At 68.9% G+C, this 19,137-nt stretch carries 14 protein-coding genes; 12 read left to right on the forward strand and 2 right to left on the reverse strand.

Annotated elements, in window-relative coordinates; all coding sequences use genetic code 11:
- The first annotated feature begins 22 nt into the window (after positions 1-22).
- From OG205_RS42120 to OG205_RS42145, 6 genes are all read left to right on the forward strand, one after another.
- Positions 23-1,561: an anthranilate synthase component I gene (locus tag OG205_RS42120; protein ID WP_330273357.1), complete on the forward strand. Its 1,539-nt coding sequence runs from the start codon at positions 23-25 to the stop codon at positions 1,559-1,561.
- Complete coding sequence (locus OG205_RS42125; protein WP_330273358.1) at positions 1,551-1,952, forward strand: hypothetical protein; 402 nt, start codon at positions 1,551-1,553, stop codon at positions 1,950-1,952. The genes OG205_RS42120 and OG205_RS42125 overlap by 11 nt, the downstream gene beginning before the upstream one ends.
- Before the next feature lie 132 nt (positions 1,953-2,084).
- Positions 2,085-2,894 (forward strand): indole-3-glycerol phosphate synthase TrpC, encoded by an 810-nt coding sequence (gene trpC / locus OG205_RS42130; RefSeq protein ID WP_093597267.1) that lies wholly within the window; start codon positions 2,085-2,087, stop codon positions 2,892-2,894.
- Positions 2,895-2,929: 35 nt separating this feature from the next.
- Positions 2,930-4,150: a tryptophan synthase subunit beta gene (gene trpB / locus OG205_RS42135; protein WP_330273359.1), complete on the forward strand. Its 1,221-nt coding sequence runs from the start codon at positions 2,930-2,932 to the stop codon at positions 4,148-4,150.
- Entirely contained in the window at positions 4,150-4,938 is a 789-nt protein-coding gene (trpA, locus tag OG205_RS42140; protein ID WP_442916670.1) for a tryptophan synthase subunit alpha, read from the forward strand. Before trpB ends, trpA begins: the two co-directional genes overlap by 1 nt.
- A gap of 252 nt (positions 4,939-5,190) precedes the next feature.
- Entirely contained in the window at positions 5,191-5,757 is a 567-nt protein-coding gene (locus OG205_RS42145; RefSeq protein ID WP_330273360.1) for a Uma2 family endonuclease, read from the forward strand.
- Here OG205_RS42145 and OG205_RS42150 read toward each other — a convergent pair.
- Entirely contained in the window at positions 5,754-6,902 is a 1,149-nt protein-coding gene (locus OG205_RS42150; protein ID WP_330273361.1) for an FAD-dependent monooxygenase, read from the reverse strand. The two genes, OG205_RS42145 and OG205_RS42150, sit on opposite strands and share 4 nt — an antisense overlap.
- Positions 6,903-7,078: 176 nt before the next feature.
- On the opposite strand from OG205_RS42150, the gene lgt reads away from it, so the two are divergent.
- The 3 genes from lgt to OG205_RS42165 are packed head-to-tail and all read left to right on the forward strand — an operon-like array spanning position 7,079 to position 10,174.
- Positions 7,079-8,086, forward strand: a complete 1,008-nt coding sequence (gene lgt, locus OG205_RS42155; protein ID WP_330278355.1) for a prolipoprotein diacylglyceryl transferase — start codon at positions 7,079-7,081, stop codon at positions 8,084-8,086.
- Positions 8,087-8,089: 3 nt separating this feature from the next.
- On the forward strand, positions 8,090-8,752 hold the full coding sequence (locus OG205_RS42160) for a response regulator transcription factor (protein WP_330273362.1): 663 nt from the start codon (positions 8,090-8,092) through the stop codon (positions 8,750-8,752).
- 48 nt (positions 8,753-8,800) lie between these two features.
- On the forward strand, positions 8,801-10,174 hold the full coding sequence (locus OG205_RS42165; protein ID WP_330273363.1) for a sensor histidine kinase: 1,374 nt from the start codon (positions 8,801-8,803) through the stop codon (positions 10,172-10,174).
- Here OG205_RS42165 and OG205_RS42170 read toward each other — a convergent pair.
- A complete protein-coding gene (locus OG205_RS42170; RefSeq protein ID WP_330273364.1) occupies positions 10,143-11,042 on the reverse strand; it encodes a TAXI family TRAP transporter solute-binding subunit in 900 nt (299 codons plus the stop codon). The genes OG205_RS42165 and OG205_RS42170 overlap by 32 nt on opposite strands.
- Before the next feature lie 111 nt (positions 11,043-11,153).
- Here OG205_RS42170 and dctA point away from each other — a divergent pair, with 111 nt between their 5' ends.
- The 3 genes from dctA (at position 11,154) to OG205_RS42185 (ending at position 19,079) form a co-directional block, all read left to right on the forward strand.
- On the forward strand, positions 11,154-12,515 hold the full coding sequence (gene dctA, locus OG205_RS42175) for a C4-dicarboxylate transporter DctA (protein ID WP_330273365.1): 1,362 nt from the start codon (positions 11,154-11,156) through the stop codon (positions 12,513-12,515).
- A 542-nt stretch (positions 12,516-13,057) separates the two neighbouring features.
- Complete coding sequence (gene gltB / locus OG205_RS42180) at positions 13,058-17,581, forward strand: glutamate synthase large subunit (RefSeq protein ID WP_330273366.1); 4,524 nt, start codon at positions 13,058-13,060, stop codon at positions 17,579-17,581.
- Positions 17,574-19,079, forward strand: a complete 1,506-nt coding sequence (locus tag OG205_RS42185) for a glutamate synthase subunit beta (protein ID WP_330273367.1) — start codon at positions 17,574-17,576, stop codon at positions 19,077-19,079. The genes gltB and OG205_RS42185 overlap by 8 nt, the downstream gene beginning before the upstream one ends.
- The last annotated feature ends 58 nt before the right edge of the window (positions 19,080-19,137 follow it).

Here is a 19,137-nt window from a genome sequence, read left to right on the forward strand (position 1 = left end):
AATTTATGCAACAATTGACGGCATGGTGAGCGTCATCGGGGCTGTGGCCGCCGCTGGTCTTGGGGCCGTCAGCCCAACGCGTGAGGAGTTCCGCGAGCTCGCGGTCAACCGCCGGGTCATCCCGGTGGTGCGCAAGCTGCTCGCGGACGCGGAGACCCCGGTCGGCCTGTACCGCAAGCTCGGGGCCAATCAGCCGGGCACGTTCCTCTTCGAGTCGGCGGAGAACGGCCGCTCCTGGTCGCGATGGTCGTTCATCGGCGTGCGGTCCACGGCGGCGCTCACGGCGACCGGCGGCGAGGCGTACTGGACGGGCACGCGGCCCGTCGGCCTGCCCGACGGCGGTGACCCGCTGCAGGCGTTGCGCGAGACCATCGAGGTGCTGCGCACCGACCCGTTGCCCGGCATGCCGCCGCTGACCGGCGGCATGGTCGGCTACATCGGCTACGACGCGGTGCGGCGCCTGGAACGGCTGCCCGTCATCGCCGAGGACGACCTGAAGATCCCCGAGCTGGTCATGCTGCTGGCGACCGACCTCGCCGCGCTCGACCACCATGAGGGCACCGTCACCCTCATCGCGAACGCGATCAACTGGGACGACTCGACCGAACGGGTCGACGCCGCCTACGACGACGCGGTGCGCCGTCTCGACGAGATGACGACGGCGCTGCACACGCCCGCGCCGCCGACGGCCGCCGTGTTCGCGCGGCCCAAGCCGGAGTTCCGGCGCCGGCGCTCGCAGGCCGAGCACTTCGCGGCCGTCGAGAAGGCCAAGGAGGCCATCCGCGCGGGCGAGGCGTTCCAGGTCGTGGTGTCGCAGCGGTTCGAGATCGAGACGGACGCCGACGCGCTCGACATCTACCGGGTGCTGCGCGCGACGAACCCCAGCCCGTACATGTACCTCCTGCGCCTGGACGGGTTCGACATCGTCGGATCCAGCCCGGAGTCGCTGGTGACGGTGCGCGACGGCAAGGCGACCACGCACCCCATCGCGGGCACCCGCTGGCGCAGCGAGGACCCCGAGGAGGACGCCCTGCTCGAGAAGGACCTCCTCGCGGACCACAAGGAGCGCGCCGAGCACCTGATGCTCGTCGACCTCGGCCGCAACGACCTGGGCCGCGTCTGCAAGCCGGGTTCGGTGCACGTCGTCGACTTCTTCAAGGTCGAGCGGTACAGCCACGTCATGCACATCGTGTCGACCGTGACCGGTGAGCTGGCCGAGGGCAAGACGGCCTACGACGCGGTCGCCGCGTGCTTCCCGGCCGGGACCCTGTCCGGTGCGCCCAAGCCGCGCGCGATGGAGCTCATCGAGGAACTGGAGCCCACGCGCCGCGGCCTCTACGGCGGCGTCGTCGGCTACTTCGACTTCGCCGGGGACGCGGACACCGCCATCGCCATCCGCACCGCCCTGGTGCGCGAAGGGGTGGCGTACGTGCAGGCCGGTGGCGGCATCGTGGCCGACTCGGACCCGCTGTCCGAGGACAACGAGTGCCTGAACAAGGCGGGAGCGGTGCTGGCCGCGATCGCCACCGCCCAGACGATGGCGCCGGCAGTTGAAAGCTAACTCTCCACTGTGGACCGCCGCGCTCCTGCTGATGGGCGCGGCGGGCGCCTTCTGGGGTGCCGGCTCGGTGCCCGTCGCGCTGCTGTGCCTCGCGTCCGTCGCGGCGGTCGTCGCGCTGAGCGGGGTGGCGCGCCGGGCCCTCGGCGCGGTGCTGATCGTCGTCGGCATCGTGGCGGCGGCCTCCGGCCACTGGCTGGCGGCGGCCGGCGGCGTGCTCATGGCGGGTTCCGGCGCGCTTCAGGTAGCGCTGGGGGCCAGGATGCCGAAGATCGGGATGGGCGGGCAGAAGGCCCGCGCGCACGACCCCGAGACGGACCTGTGGCGCGCACTGGAGCGTGGGGATGACCCGACCGACGATAAGACCCCCGGCGGACCTGCCTCGAACGAGTGAAGATCATTCATCCGCGTTCACGCATGTGACAGGCGCACAGCCTCGGTTAGCTGCGTGGACACTTGAACCCCGGTGGCGGAGGCGTTACTCCGGCGGGGTTAGCATCCCCGTAGCGGGAAGGGGAGCAACACTGTGACGGTTCTCGAGTCGATCCTCGAAGGTGTGCGTGAGGATCTCGCCGCTCGCGAGGCTCAGTTGTCCTTCGAGGTGGTCAAGGAGCGCGCGACCAAAACCGCTCCGCCGCTCGACGTGCTGTCGGTGCTGCGTGGGCCGAACGTGGGTGTCATCGCGGAGGTCAAGCGCCGCAGCCCCTCCAAGGGGGCGCTGGCGGAGATCCCGGAGCCTGCCGACCTCGCGTCCGCGTACGAGGCGGGCGGCGCGTCGGTGATCAGCGTGCTGACCGAGCAGCGCCGCTTCGGCGGGTCGCTGGCGGACTTCGACGCGGTGCGCAGGGCGGTGAAGATCCCACTGCTGCGCAAGGACTTCATCGTGTCGCCGTACCAGGTGCACGAGGCCCGCATGCACGGAGCGGACCTGGTGCTGCTGATCGTGGCGGCGCTGGAGCAGAACGCGCTCGTGTCGCTGCTCGATCGGGTGGAATCGCTCGGCATGACGGCGCTCGTCGAGGTGCACACCGCCGAAGAGGCGGACCGTGCTCTGGAAGCGGGTTCGTCGGTGATCGGCGTGAACGCGCGCAACCTCCACACGCTGGAGGTCGATAAAGACGTTTTCGGCAGGATCGCTCCGGGACTACCCTTCGAGACGATCAAGATCGCCGAGTCGGGCGTGACCGGGCCCGGCGACCTGATGTCGTACGCCGGCGCCGGTGCCGACGCGGTGCTCGTCGGCGAAAGCCTGGTGACCAGCGGAGACCCCAAGGCCGCCGTGAACAAGCTCGTGACCGCGGGCTCACACCCCGCGTGCCCCCGGCCGAGCCGGTAAGGCACGGTTGATTACAGCGCTAGAGGAGCTACCCGATGGGCCAGTTCACGCCCACACCGCATGATCCAGACGCACGTGGCCACTTCGGCCCGTGGGGCGGCCGGTTCGTCCCGGAGGCCCTGATCGCCGCGGTGGACGAGCTGGCCGCCGAGTACGACAAGGCGCGGCTCGACCCGGAGTTCGTGAACGAGTTCCAGCGTCTCCTCCGCGACTTCGCGGGCCGTCCGTCCCTGCTGACCGAGGCCCCGAAGTTCGCGGAGCACGCCGGTACGCAGGTGTGGCTCAAGCGCGAGGACCTCAACCACACGGGTTCGCACAAGATCAACAACGTGCTGGGCCAGGCGTTGCTGACCAAGCGCATGGGCAAGCAGCGCGTCATCGCCGAGACCGGCGCCGGCCAGCACGGCGTGGCGACGGCGACGGCGTGCGCGCTCCTCGGCCTCGACTGCGTCGTCTACATGGGCGAGGTCGACACCGAGCGCCAGGCGCTGAACGTCGCCCGCATGCGTCTGCTGGGCGCCGAGGTCATCCCGGTGAAGTCCGGGTCGCGCACCCTGAAGGACGCGATCAACGAGGCGTTGCGCGACTGGGTCACCAACGTCGACGACACGCACTACCTGCTCGGCACGGCCGCGGGCCCGCACCCGTTCCCGCTGCTGGTCCGCGACTTCCACCGGATCATCGGCATCGAGGCGCGCGAGCAGATCCTCGAGAAGGCCGGTCGGCTGCCCGACGCCGTCGTCGCCTGTGTCGGTGGCGGCTCGAACGCGATCGGCATCTTCCACGGCTTCATCGACGACCTCGACGTCCGGCTCGTCGGTGTCGAGCCCGGTGGCTCCGGTCTCGACAGCGGCAGCCACGGCGCGACGCTGACGGCCGGCACGCCCGGCTCGTTGCACGGCGCGATGTCGTACGTCATGCAGGACGACGACGGCCAGATCACCGAGGCGCACTCGATCTCCGCCGGTCTCGACTACCCCGGCGTGGGCCCCGAGCACTCGCACCTCAAGGACATCGGCCGCGCCGAGTACTTCCCGGTCACCGACGACGAGGCCATGGAAGCGTTCGCCCTGCTCTCGCGCACCGAGGGCATCATCCCGGCGATCGAGTCCGCGCACGCCCTGGCGGGCGCGCTGAAGCTCGGGCCGTCGCTCGGGCCGGACGGACTGCTCGTCGTGAACCTCTCCGGACGCGGCGACAAGGACATGGACACCGCCGTGAAGTACTTCGGCCTCGCTGACGGGGGACAGGCCTGATGTCGTTGTCCGACGTTTTCTCCGCCGCGCGCGCCGAGTCGCGTGCCGCACTGATCGGCTACCTGCCCGCGGGTTTTCCCACGGTCGAAGGTTCCAAGGACTACCTCCGTTCGATGGTCGAGGCCGGGTGTGACCTGGTCGAGGTCGGCCTGCCGTTCTCCGACCCGGTGATGGACGGCCCGACGATCCAGGCCGCCGCCGAGCAGGCGCGAGCCGCGGGCTTCCGCGTGCGCGACCTGTTCGACGTGGTGTCCGCCGTGACCGACGCCGGTGGGCGTGCGGTCGTGATGACGTACTGGAACCCGGTGCTGCGCTACGGCGTGGACGCGTTCGCACGCGACCTCGCCGCCGCCGGTGGGCTCGGCATCATCACGCCCGACCTCGTTCCGGACGAGGCCGAGGACTGGATGGCCGCTTCCGCCGCGCACGGGCTCGACCGGACCTTCCTGGTGGCGCCGTCGTCGACCGAGGAGCGCATCGCGATGACCGCGCGTGCGTCCTCAGGCTTCCTCTACGCCACCGCGGTCATGGGCGTCACGGGCGCCCGTGACGTCGTGTCGTCTGCAGCCCCCGAGCTGGTTGCGCGGGTGCGTGAGCACACCTCGTTGCCGATCGGCGTCGGGCTGGGTGTGCGCTCTGGTGCGCAGGCCGCCGAGATCGCCGGGTTCGCGGACGGCGTCATCGTCGGATCGGCGTTCGTCTCGGCCGTGGCGGAGGGCGACGCCGCGGTGCGCGCGCTGGCCGCCGACCTCGCCAAGGGTGTGCGGTCGGCTCCGGCGACCGTCTGATTCTCCTTGTGTTCGGTGAAGCCGCTCGGCCTTCTGGCCGGGCGGTTTTGCTTTGCCTGCCGGGGGGTCTTGATGTTCCTCCAAGAGCATGACATGGATTCGAACACCTGATCGAGTGAATCTACGTCGGTTGGGGCCAAAACCCCGTTTGACTGTCGGTCTGAGCTGCGATCGTGGGCTCATGCACAAGCCAGCCATCCGACCGGCGTGCCACACTGGTGGTGCGCAGGCGGTCAACGGAGGTGATGCCCAATGGCGGCGCCAGCCGAAGCTCGATCCGATGTCCTGCTGCCCGCCCACGAAGGGCCGTGGACGCTCGAAGACGTCCTCGCTCTCCCCGAGGAGCACAGTCAGCGCATCGAACTCGTCGACGGGATGCTTCTCGTGAGCCCGCTGGGGAGTTACCGGCACCAGCGGCTGGTGGGCAGAGTGTTCGCCACGCTGGATCGCGCGTGTCCGGCTGAGTTCGAGGCGACTGTCGAGCTCAATGTCGCGTTGTCGACCGGCCGCTTGTTGATTCCGGACTTCACAGTTGTGAAGCCGTGTGATGCTGACATCACCTTCCCGGTGTCGAACCTCGTGCTCGCAGGCGAAGTGCTCTCGAAGAGCACGCGAATGAACGACCTCGTGCTCAAGCGTCATGTGTACGCGGAAGCCTCAGTTCCTTACTACTTGATCATCGATCCCGCGAAGAAGGTTGTCGAGGCGACGCTGCTTGAACTCGGAGACGAGGGGGAGTACGTCGAGATCGCGCGGAGCGTGAACGGCGTGCTGACCTTCGACAGGCCGTTCCCGGTCACGATCGAACTGCCCTCCTAGCCGTAGAGCCACTCCAGCCGTTCGTGCAGGTCGGCCGTGGTCCACGAGGCGAACATCGCGTCACGGACCTCCGCCGCCTCGCCGGCCGGGTGATAGACCTCCCGCCCCATCCACCGTGACGCGTGGTGGACGCGCGCGGTCCGCTCCGAGCGGAGCGCCACGTACCGCGCAAAAGAGCCGGCCACGTCACGGGGGTCGAACACGGACGAGAGGCACACGGCGTCCTCCAACGCCTGACAGGCGCCCTGAGCGGCGTACTGCAGCACGGGATGGGCTGCGTCACCGAGCAGCACGACCCGCGAGTCCTGCCAGTTCGTGATCGGCGGGCGGTCGCACAGCACCCACGCCCGCCACTCGTCGGCGAGCTCCATGATCCGGGCCGCGTCGTCGCACAACGGCGTGAAGTGCTTCATCACCTCGGCGTGCTCGACGGGCTTGCCGGTCATGGGGTCCGTGGCGCCGTTGTCCACGGTGGCCACGAGATTCACGTACCGCCCGCCCGCGATCACGTACCAGACGACGTGATAGCGCGGCCCCGCCCACAGCGTGACGACGTTCTCCTTCAACGACTGCGGCACGTTCTGAGCGGGAATGACCGCGCGGAAGGTCGTGTGCCCGGACACCTGCGGATCCCCGTCGCCCACGAGCTGCCGCCGCACCGCGGACCGCAACCCGTCAGCGCCGATCAACGCCTCCCCGTGCACGAGATCGCCCGACCGCAACACCGCGGTGACCCCGCCCGCGTCCTGCGTGTAGGCCTCGACGCCGCTGCTCACCCGAAGGTCGATCCGCTCGTCGTTCTGGCAGGCGTCGAGCAACGGCGTGAGCACGTCGTTGCGATGCACCACCGCATAAGTGCCGAACCGCTCCCGAAAGCCCTCGTCGACGGGCAATCCGGCGATCTGCCGCCCGGACACCCCGCACCGCAACCGCAACTCGTCCACGTGCACCGCCCGAGCCCGCACAGCGCCACCCACACCCACCGAGTCGAGCATGCGAAACCCGTTGGGCCCGACCTGGATGCCCGCGCCGATCTCCTCGAACACCGCCGCGGCCTCCAGCACCGTCACGCGTTGCCCGGCCCGCGCGAGCCCGAGCGCCGTCGCCAGCCCGCCGATACCGCCGCCGACCACCAGGACCGTCATGTCCGACCTTTCGGGAGTCCGCCCAGACCGCGTCCGAGTATCTCGGTTCGGCGATCACGAACCCCCTAAGGTCCCGAACCCCGAGTCCGGTGATCGGCGCCGACAGGGTTCGGGCCGATAACGATCGCGCGTCCCCACGAGACGCTCACAAGCCGACCGGTACGGTGGGCGCCGTGTTGGACGCCCTCCTGGCCACGATCCCGAGTCCCGACCGCGGTGTTTGGTACCTCGGTCCCCTCCCGCTCAGGGCCTACGCGCTGTGCATCATCGCCGGCATCATCGTCGCCATCTGGTGGGGTGAGCGCCGCTGGGTCGCACGCGGCGGCATCAAGGGCGAGGTCACGGACATCGCCGTGTGGGCGGTGCCGTTCGGCCTCGTCGGCGGGCGGCTCTACCACGTCATCACGGACAACCAGAAGTACTTCGGGCCGGGCAAGGACCCGCTCGCGGCGCTGCAGATCTGGAACGGCGGCCTCGGCATCTGGGGTGCGATCGCACTCGGTGCCGTCGGTGCGTGGATCGCGTGCCGCCGCAGGGGCATTCCGCTGCCGGCGATGGCGGACGCGCTCGCGCCCGGCATCGTGGTGGCGCAGGCCATCGGGCGGCTCGGCAACTACTTCAACCAGGAGCTTTACGGCGGCGACACGACGTTGCCGTGGGGTCTGGAGATCTACCGCCGGGTCACGCAGGAGGGGCGTGAGGACGCGCTGGCCGGTATCGCCATCGATCACACGCCGATCCAGGTCGTGCACCCGACGTTCCTCTACGAGCTGCTGTGGAACCTCGGTGTCGCGCTGCTGATCGTGTGGGCGGACCGGAAGTTCCGGCTCGGTCACGGGCGGGTGTTCGCGCTGTACGTCGCGGGCTACACGGCCGGTCGGTTCTGGATCGAGCTGATGCGCACCGACGAGGCGACGCTGATTCTCGGCACGCGCGTGAACGTGTTCGTGTCGGCGATCGTGTTCTTCGGCGCGATCGCGTACTTCATCATCGCGAAGTCGCGTGGTGAGCGTGAGGACGTCGCCGCGTTGCGAGGCACGACCGAGGTGCCGGGCGAATCCCAGGAAGCCGCTGAGGAAGCGGCAGAGGACAAGAGCGTCACCGACGTCGCCGAGGACGGCAGCGAAGGTGACGTCGCCGAGAAGGACAAGAAGAACTCCCCGGAGTCCGTCAAACCGGAGTGATCTGTGCGCGTGCTCGTCGTCGAGGATGACGACCGGGTGGCCAGAGGCCTGCTGACCGCACTGCGGCATGCGGGCTACGAGGTGCATCGGGTGGCCACGGCCGCTGACGCGCTGCGTGCCGCACCTGCCGACGTGGTGTTGCTCGACCTCGGCCTGCCCGATGGCGACGGTCTGGACGTGCTGCGCGAGTTGCGGCACCGTCCGGGCACCGCCGTGATCACCGTGACCGCGCGTGGCGAGGAACGCGAACGCGTGCTCGGTCTGCGTGCGGGCGCTGACGACTACGTGGTGAAGCCGTTCGGCACGTCCGAGCTTCTCGCACGGATCGAGGCCGTCCTCAGAAGAACGCGCACGCACCGCGCGGAACCGGAGAGCGAAGGGCCGCTTCGGATCGGGCCGCTGCAGATCAACACCTCGACGCGTGCGGTCACTTTGGACGGTGAGCCGCTCTCGTTGACCCGCAAGGAGTTCGACCTGCTCGCTCTTCTCGCCACCCGCAAGGGCGAGGTCGTGAGCCGCGACTTCATCGTGGACCAGGTGTGGCAGGCGCACTGGGAGGCGCCGTCACGGACGCTGGACACGCACATCGCGGCGTTGCGCGGGAAGCTCGGCGGCCACGCCAAGATCGAGACGGTCCGGGGCGTGGGTTACCGACTCGCCACGTGACGAGCCTCCAAGAGACATCCACAGGTGCGTGCGGAACAATCGCAACCGATGCTCCGCCGACTGCTCGTCATCACCGTTCCGCTGCTCGTCGCCCTCGTGGCGGCGCTCGGCATCCCTTTGGCGTCCGCGGTCGTGCAGCGCGAGACGCAGACGACCTATCTCGACCGCCTCGGTGACGCCAGCAGGTTCGCCTCGCTCGGCGAGAGCGCGTTGCAGTCGGACCGGCTGGAAGCACTCAGCCAGGAGATCCAGCGCTACGACAACCTCTACGACATCCCGGTCGCCCTGGTCAGCGCCGACCGGCGGATCCTCATGTCGTCGCGGCAGGGGTTCAACCCCAGCAACGACCCCGAGGTCGCGAGGGCCCTCAACACGGCGTTGAACGGCGGCGTGCGACCCGAGCCCGAGTACACGGGCTGGCCGTGGCGCACGGGGCCGATGGTCGTGGTCGAGCCCGTCGGACGGGACAGCGAAGTGGTGGCCGCCGTCGTGACCATCTCGCAGACGGGCGGCCTGCGCAACGAGGTGCTGCGCCAGTGGGGACTGATGGCGCTGGCCGGTCTCGCGCCGATGCTGGCCGTGGTCGCCGCCGCCTGGCCCATGTCGCGGTGGGTGCTCCGCCCGGTCGGCAGGCTCGACGAGGCCACCGCGGCCGTCGCCCAGGGCAACCTCGACGTGCGGGCGGACGAGGTCGGCGGGCCGCAGGAGCTTCGCAGGCTCGCGCGCAGTTTCAACATCATGGTCGACGTCGTCGGCAAGGCCCTGAACAGGCAGAGGGCGTTCGTGGCGGACGCGTCGCACCAGCTGCGGAACCCGCTGGCCAGTCTGCGGCTCGCCGTCGACAACCTCGAACCGCACGTGGACGGCGAGCTCGCGCGGGAAGCGCACCAGATCGCGGTCGAGGAGGCCGAGGAGATGGGACGCGTGCTCGACACGCTGCTCGCCGCGACCAGGCTCGACAGCGCGCGGCAGACCGAGCCCGTCGAGATCGACCAGCTCCTCGCGACGCACCGCGCGGCCTGGCAGGCGCTCGCGAGCAAGTCCGGGATCACGCTGAAGATCGACGTCCCGGCGGGCCTGACCATGCAGGAACCGCCCGGCGGCCTCGGCAGCGTGCTGGACGAACTCGTCAGCAACGCCATCCGGCTCGCCAACGCCACCGAGGTCGTGGTCATCGGCAGGCCCGGCGAGCTGCACGTTGTCGACGACGGCGACGGCCTGAGCGCCGAGGAACGCGAGCTCGCGCTGCAGCGGTTCTGGCGCGCCACCAAGCACCAGAACGTCCCAGGCACCGGCATGGGGCTCGCGATCTGCGCCGAGCTGATCGAGTCGGCCGGCGGCACGCTCACCCTGCACGACGCGGGCCCGGGCCTGGACGTGAAGGTCGCCCTCAGCGCTTCACGGAACGGAACCAGCGCATAGCGCCGTCGTGCAGCGGCACGAGACCGGTCGCGATGCCGGTGCGGACGTTTATCCGCGACGCCTCCGGGTGCCCTTCCACGATTCGCGCGGTCTCGGTGAACACCGTGCGCGTCACGACCTCCACGACGTCCGCGCTCAGCGACTCGCGCGCCAGCAGCAGGTTCGGCACCGCGAACGTCTGGTTCGCCGCCACGTTCTCGTAGGTGGTGCTGGGGATGGTCGCGGGGATGTACGGGCCCTTGTACTTCTCGGCGAGCTTGATCGCCTCGTCCGGGATGTTGATCAGCCGCACGTTGCCTCGCAGATCAGTTATGGCGGGCGTCGGGATGCCGGTCAGCGCCAGCATCGCGTCCAACGACCCGTCGGCGACGCGGCGGGACGCCTCGGCGTGCGCCATGCGTTCGTCCATTGCGGACAGAGCGAAGAACTCCATCATCCGCTCGGCGGTGAACTCCGTACCGGAACCCTTGGGACCCAGCGAGATCCGCTTGCCCGCGAGATCTTCGAAGGTGTGGATCGGTGACGCCGACGGCACCGCGATCTGCATGAAGCTGTCGTAGAGGCGGCCGACCGCGCGGACGCTCTGCGGGTCGTCGATCGGGTCCAAAGAGGACAGCGCGAGCTGGGCTTCACCGGAGCGCAGCAGCTGCAGGTTCTCCACCGATGCGGCAGTCGGGATGGCGGTGACCTTCGTGCCGGGCAGCTGCTCGGCCAGCGCGGCCGCCAGAGCGCCCCCGACCTCGCGGAACACCGCGCCTTCCGGGCCGGTCGCGAGCACAAGCTCGGCGGGCGCCTCGACCCTGCGCGGAGTACACCCGGCGAGAGCCAGTCCGGCCCCTACCAGAAGCGTGCGACGACGAAGCGACACCGATGAAGCCTAGCTGTTACGTCAGGGCTGTCTGAAGTTTCCTCACGCCGGGTTGTCGGGCAGGGTGGCGCGGCTCACTCTCTCACCCAACACGTAGTTCAAGGAGGAACAGTGGCCACCACGACCACAGGGCGCAAACCGATCTACAAGCACCTCTACTTCTGGGTGCTGGTCTCCATCGTGCTGGGCGCTGCCGTCGGCTTCCTGTTCCCCAAACAGGCTGCCGAGATGAAGTGGCTCGCGGACCTGTTCGTGAACCTCGTGAAGGTCGTCATCGCGCCGACCATCTTCGCGACGATCATCGTCGGCATCGCGGGCCTCGGGAACCTCGCCAAGGCGGGCGGGCTCGCGCTCAAGACGATCCTCTACTTCACCGCGATGACCACGGTGGCGCTCGCCATCGGCCTCATCGTCGTGAACATCGTCCAGCCGGGTCACCACGGCGGTGACATCACGCTGAACGCGAGCCAGGCCGACGCGACGCTCAAGTCCGCCTCGACCGCGGAGACCGGGGTCACCGGCTTCATCCTGAGCCTGGTGCCCAAGTCGTTCGTCAGCGCGTTCACCGACGGCCAGCTGATCCAGGTGCTCGTGGTCGCCATCCTCGTGGCCGTCGCGGTCGCCGGCATGGGTGAGCGCGGCGCCAAGGTCGTCTCCGCGATGGAGACGCTCTCCAAGGTGATGTTCGGCATCATCAAGATCGTCATGTACATGGCGCCGATCGGTGCCTTCGGCGGCATCGCCTACACCGTCGGCAAGTTCGGCGGCAGCGTGCTCGGCAAGCTGCTCTGGCTGATGGGTTCGTTCTACGCGACCTGCATCGTGTTCGTCGTCGTGGTGCTCGGCCTCGTGGCGAAGTTCGCGGGCTTCAGCCTCTTCAAGTTCCTGCGCTACATCAAGGACGAGATCCTGATCGTGCTCGGCACCTCGTCGTCCGAGTCGGTGCTGCCGCGCATGATGGTCAAGCTGGAGGCGGCGGGCGCCCAGAAGTCGGTCGTGGGCCTCACCATCCCGACCGGGTACTCGTTCAACCTCGACGGCACCTGCATCTACCTGACCATGGGTGCGATCTTCATCGCCCAGGCCACCGGTCACGACGTGTCGATCGGCGTTCAGATCGGCCTGCTGCTGTTCATGCTGATCGCGTCGAAGGGCGCGGCGGGCGTCACCGGCGCCGGCCTCGTCACCCTGGCCGCCTCGCTGCAGGCCTTCGAGGCGCACTCGGCCATCCCCGCGGTCGGCATCGCGCTGATCGTCGGCATCGACCGGTTCATGTCCGAGGCCCGCGCCATCACGAACGTGATCGGCAACGGTGTCGGCTCGCTGGTCGTGGCCGCCTGGCAGAAGGGTCTCGACAAGGACCGCCTGCGCGAGGTGCTGGACAACCCCGACAGCGTCGACGTCGACGACCTGCTGGCTCAGCAGACCGGCGCCGAGGGCGACGACAAGAAGGAGCCGGTCGCGGCTCACTGAGAACGTCCGTGGCCGGAGGCGTCTCCTCGCCTCCGGCCACGAGACCTCAGACCTCCATGTATGCCGAGGTCCCGCTCTCCCCGCATGCGGCGTGGGGTGAACGGGGCCTCGGTCTCGTTTGGCAGGGAACAGTCACGGTCTGCCCCTGTGGACAGTGACGCGGTGGCTGTGGCCGGATTCGAGTGAGCGTCCGCTAACTGGGACGACAATGGCTCGACCAGCGAAAACGTCTGGGTACCCAGCTCATCCAGTGGCAAACCGGGAATGTCGCGCAACTCTCATCCGGCTGGCCGAAGTTGAACGTTCGGTTACGCTAACCCGGCTGTAACGAACGCCGATGTTGGCCGCAATGTCGCTCCCCGCCCGGGAATCGTTACACATCCATGACCTAGATCACCCATTGGCGGGTGTCTCTGGGTTTCGCGGCTGTTAAAGTCGCGTCAACACGCGGGCCATCGTCGTCCCGTGCTCCCACCTGTTGGTACGAGGTCTGAGCACGAGGACATTGTTCTTTAGCGAGGACGACGAAGGAGGTCTGCGAAGTGATCTTCTCCGCCATCCCCGGCCCCCAGGGTCTTTACGACCCGGCTGATGAGCGCGACGCGTGCGGCGTCGCCATGGTGGCCGACATCCAGGGCAGGCGTTCCCACGGCATCGTCGTCGATGCCTTGACAGCGCTGGCGAACCTGGAGCACCGGGGCGCCGCGGGCGCCGAACCCACTTCGGGTGACGGTGCTGGCATTCTTTTGCAGCTGCCGGACGAGTTCCTGCGTGCTGTGGTCGAGTTCGACCTCCCGGAACGCGATCAGTACGCGGCGGGAATCGCTTTTCTTCCGTTTGAATCCGAAGAACGCGTCACCGCGATGCAGGAGATCGAACGCATCGCGGAAGAGGAGAACCTCGTCGTTCTCGGCTGGCGCGACGTCCCGACCGAACCGGAGAAGGCCAACGTCGGCCCGACCGCGATGTCGGTGGCGCCGCACTTCGCGCAGCTCTTCGTGAAGGGCACGCGCGACGAGGCCGGGATCGCCCTGGACCGCCTGGCCTTCTGCCTGCGCAAGCGGGTCGAGCACGAGGGCAGCGTCTACTTCCCTTCCCTGTCGGCGCGCACGATCGTCTACAAGGGAATGCTGACGACCGAGCAGCTGCCGGCGTTCTTCCCCGACCTGCACGACGAGCGCCTCTACTCGGCGATCGCGTTGGTGCACAGTCGTTTCTCCACGAACACCTTCCCGTCGTGGCCGCTCGCGCACCCGTTCCGGTTCGTCGCGCACAACGGTGAGATCAACACCGTCCGCGGCAACCGCAACCGCATGCGCGCCCGCGAGGCGTTGCTGGACAGCGAACTCATCCCCGGCGACCTCGCCAGGCTGTTCCCGATCTGCAACCCGGACGGCTCGGACTCTGCGTCGTTCGACGAGGTGCTGGAGCTGCTGCACCTCGGCGGCCGCAGCCTTCCGCACGCGGTGCTGATGATGATCCCGGAGGCGTGGGAGAACCACGCCACGATGGACCCGAAGCGCCGCGCCTTCTACCAGTTCCACGCGAGCCTCATGGAGCCGTGGGACGGCCCGGCCTGCGTCACCTTCACCGACGGCGACCTCGTCGGCGCGGTCCTCGACCGCAACGGCCTGCGTCCCGCCCGCTGGTGGCAGACCGCCGACGGCCGCGTCGTTCTGGCATCCGAGACCGGTGTGCTCGACGTGCCGTCCGACCAGGTGGTCGCGAAGGGCCGCCTGCAGCCCGGCCGCATGTTCCTCGTGGACACCACCGCGGGCCGCATCATCGACGACGACGAGTTCAAGTCGTCGCTGGCCTCGGAGTCGCCCTACGACGAGTGGCTGCACGCCGGCCTGCTCGACCTGGCCGACCTGTCGGACCGCGAGCACGTGGTGCAGAGCCACGAGTCGGTCGTGCGCCGCCAGCTCACCTTCGGCTACACCGAGGAGGAGCTGCGGATCCTGCTCACGCCCATGTCGATCAATGGCATGGAGCCGCTCGCGTCGATGGGGACGGACACCCCGGTCGCCGCGCTCAGCCAGCGTTCCCGGCTGCTCTACGACTACTTCGTGCAGAACTTCGCACAGGTCACGAACCCGCCGCTGGACGCGATCCGCGAAGAGATCGTCACGTCCGTCAAGCGCGTGATGGGTCCCGAGCAGAACGTGCTCGACCCCGGCCCCGTCTCGTGCCGCCACGTGACGCTCGACTACCCGGTCATCGACAACGACGAGCTCGCCAAGCTCATCCACATCAACGACGACGGCGACCTGCCGGGCTTCGCCTGCACCGTCCTGTCCGGACTGTACGAAGTGGACGGCGGCGGCGAGGCGCTCACCGCCGCGATCGAGCGCGTGCGTCGCGAGGCGTCGGAGGCCATCGCGAACGGTGCTCGGACGCTGGTGCTGAGCGACCGCGACTCGGACCACCGCATGGCGCCGATCCCGTCGCTGCTGCTGGTCTCCTCGGTGCACCACCACCTGGTGCGCACCAAGGAACGCCTGCGGGTCGCGCTGGTCGTCGAGTCCGGTGACTGCCGCGAGGTCCACCACGTCGCCGCGCTGCTGAGCTACGGCGCCGCCGCGGTGAACCCGTACCTCGCGTTCGAGACGATCGAGGACCTGATCAGCCAGGGCGCCATCTCCGGCGTCCGCGCGCACAAGGCCGTTCGCAACTACGTCAAGGCGCTCGTCAAGGGCGTCCTGAAGATCATGTCGAAGATGGGCATCTCGACCGTCGGTGCCTACACCGCGGCACAGATCTTCGAGGCGGTCGGCCTGTCGAACGACCTGCTGGACGAGTACTTCACCGGCACGCAGTCCAAGCTCGGCGGCGTACACCTGGACGTGCTCGCCGAAGAGGTGGCGCTGCGCCACCGCCGCGCGTACCCGGACAACCCCACCGATCGTGCGCACCGCAGGCTCGAAGTCGGTGGCGAGTACTCGTACCGCCGCGAAGGCGAACTGCACCTGTTCACGCCGGAGACGGTGTTCCTGCTGCAACACGCCACGAAGACGCGCAAGGAGGACGTCTTCCGCCAGTACACGGCGGAGGTCGAGCGCATCTCCCGGCAGGGCGGCACGTTGCGCGGGCTCTTCAAGTTCCGCAACGAGGGCCGCACGCCGATCCCGATCGACGAGGTCGAGCCCGTCAGCTCGATCGTCAAGCGCTTCAACACCGGCGCCATGTCCTACGGCTCGATCTCGGCCGAGGCGCACGAAACCCTTGCCATCGCGATGAACCGCCTCGGCGGCCGGTCGAACAGCGGTGAGGGCGGCGAGGACCGCGAGCGCCTGTACGACCCGGAACGACGTTCCGCGGTCAAGCAGGTCGCGAGTGGACGGTTCGGCGTCACGAGCGAGTACCTCGTCAACGCCACGGACATCCAGATCAAGATGGCGCAGGGCGCGAAGCCCGGCGAGGGCGGCCAGCTGCCCGGCTTCAAGGTCTACCCGTGGGTCGCGCGCACCCGGCACTCCACGCCGGGCGTCGGTCTCATCTCGCCGCCGCCGCACCACGACATCTACTCGATCGAGGATCTGGCGCAACTCATCCACGATCTGAAAAACGCGAACGAGCAGGCACGGGTTCACGTGAAGCTCGTCTCGTCGATCGGTGTCGGCACGGTCGCGGCGGGTGTGGCCAAGGCGCACGCGGACGTCGTGCTGATCTCCGGCTACGACGGCGGCACCGGCGCCTCGCCGATGAACTCGCTCAAGCACGCCGGAACGCCGTGGGAGATCGGCCTCGCCGAGACCCAGCAGACGTTGCTGCTCAACGGTTTGCGCGACCGCATCACCGTCCAGGTCGACGGCGCGATGCGCACCGGCCGGGACGTGGTCGTGGCCGCGCTGCTGGGCGCGGAGGAGTTCGGTTTCGCCACGGCGCCGCTGATCGTCGCCGGCTGCGTGATGATGCGCGTCTGCCACCTGGACACGTGCCCGGTCGGCGTCGCCACGCAGAACCCGGATCTGCGCGCCCGCTACACCGGTCAGGCCGACCACGTCGTGAACTTCTTCGAGTTCATCGCGCAGGAGGCCCGCGAGATCCTGGCCGAGCTCGGTTTCCGCACGATCGACGAGGCCGTCGGTCACGCGGAGCTGCTCGACAAGGACGAGGCGATCGAGCACTGGAAGACCGCGGGCCTGAACCTGGACCCGGTCTTCGAGGTGCCGGAGACCCCGTACCCGACGGCGAAGCGCAAGATCCGCGACCAGGACCACGGCCTCGACAAGGCACTGGACCGCACGCTGATCCAGCTCGCCGAGGCGGCGCTGGAGGACGCGCACCAGGTCAAGCTGGAGCTGCCCGTCCGCAACGTCAACCGCACGGTCGGCACGCTGCTCGGAGCCGAGGTCACCCGCCGCTTCGGTGGCGAGGGCCTGGAGGACGACACGATCCAGGTCAGGCTGACCGGATCGGCCGGCCAGTCGCTCGGCGCGTTCCTGCCGCGCGGCATCACGCTGGAGATGGTCGGCGACGCGAACGACTACGTCGGCAAGGGCCTGTCCGGCGGGCGGATCATCGTCCGGCCGTTCGAGGACGCGCCGTTCCGCGCCGAGGACCAGGTGATCGCGGGCAACGTGATCGGCTACGGCGCCACGTCCGGCGAGATCTTCCTGCGCGGACGCGTCGGCGAACGCTTCTGCGTCCGCAACTCCGGCGCGCTGCTGGTGGCGGAGGGCGTGGGCGACCACGCGTTCGAGTACATGACCGGCGGCCGGGCAGTGGTGCTCGGGCCGACCGGGCGCAACGTTGCGGCCGGCATGTCCGGCGGTATCGCGTACGTACTCGACCTGGACCCGTTGTCGGTGAACCAGGAGATGGTGAATCTGCAGCGCCTCAGCGCCGAGGACCTGCGTTGGCTCAAGGACGCCGTCACCAAGCACCACAAGGCCACGGGTTCCGCCGTCGCCGCGTCGCTGCTCGGTGACTGGACCCGGCGAGCCGGTGCGTTCACGAAGGTCATGCCCGGCGACTTCCAGCGAGTGATGGACGCGATGCGTCTGGCGCGCGCCGAGGGCCGGGACGTTGACGCGGCTGTCATGGAGGCGTCTCGTGGCTGATCCACAGGGTTTTATGAAGCACACCCGTTCCGACGCGCCCAAGCGCCCGAAGCCGGAACGGTTGCAGGACTGGAACGAGGTCTACCTCCACGAGGACCCGGTCGACCGCAACAACGCCGTGCGCACACAGGCGACGCGGTGCATGGACTGCGGCATTCCCTTCTGCCACAGCGGAACCGCGGGCTGTCCACTCGGGAACCTGATCCCCGAGTGGAACGACCTGGTGCGTCGCGGCGACTGGGAGCTCGCCTCGGACCGCCTGCACGCCACCAACAACTTCCCGGAGTTCACGGGCCGGTTGTGCCCTGCGCCGTGTGAGGCCGCCTGCGTGCTGGCGATCTCGCACGACGCGGGCGGTGCCGTCGCGATCAAGCGGGTCGAGGAGACCATCGCGGACGTGTCGTGGGAGAACGGCTACGTGCAGCCGGCCCAGGCGACGGTGTCCTCCGGCAAGCGCGTCGCGATCGTCGGCTCCGGTCCCGCCGGACTCGCCGCCGCGCAGCAGCTGACCCGCGCGGGCCACGAAGTCGTGGTGTACGAACGGGACGACCGGCTCGGTGGCCTGCTGCGGTACGGCATCCCCGAGTTCAAGATGGAGAAGAAGGTCCTCGACCGGCGCCTGTCCCAGCTTCGCCGCGAGGGCACCAAGTTCGTGACCGGCTGCGAGGTCGGCGTCGACATCACGGTCGAGGAACTGCGTGCCGAGTTCGACTCGGTCGTGCTCGCCGTCGGCGCTCTGCGGGGCCGTGACGACAAGACGACTCCTGGACGTGAGCTCAAGGGCGTGCACCTCGCGATGGACCACCTGGTGCCCGCGAACCGCGCCGTCGAAGGTGACGGCCCGTCCGGGATCTCGGCCGAGGGCAAGCACGTCATCGTCATCGGTGGCGGCGACACGGGTGCCGACTGCTACGGCACCGCGACCCGCCAGGGCGCGCTGTCCGTGACGCAGCTCGACCAGTACCCGACGCCGCCGTCCGTTCGCGACGACGACCGTTCGCCGTGGCCGGTGTGGCCGCACATCCTGCGCACGTACCCCGCGCACGAGGAGGCCGGCGAACGCCGCTTCACCGTGGCGGTCAAGCGTTTCGTGGGTGACGACGACGGCCACGTGCGCTTCATCGAACTGCAGCAGGTGCGCGTCGAGAAGGACTCGTCCGGCCGCCGTTCCGTGGTGCCGTTGACCGACGAGATCGAGGTCCTGCCCGCGGACATGGTGCTGCTGGCGATCGGCTTCGAGGGCGTCGAGCACATGCGTCTTCTGGACGACCTGGGCATTTCCCTGTCGGCGCGCGGCACGATCTCGTGCGGCTCCGACTGGCAGACGACCGCGCCCGGCGTGTTCGTCTGCGGGGACGCGCATCGCGGCGCTTCCCTCGTGGTGTGGGCGATCGCCGAGGGGAGGTCCGTGGCGAACGCCGTGGACAGGTTCCTCACGGGTTCCTCGAACCTGCCGTCGCCGGTCATCCCGAACCAGCTTCCGCTCGCTGTGGTCTGACAACGGCGTCAGACCAGCGGAGAGCAGCATGACGCCCCGCGCGACAATGACGTCGCGC

The sequence above is a fragment of the Lentzea sp. NBC_00516 genome, from assembly GCF_036346835.1.
Taxonomy (GTDB): Bacteria; Actinomycetota; Actinomycetes; order Mycobacteriales; family Pseudonocardiaceae; genus Lentzea; species Lentzea sokolovensis.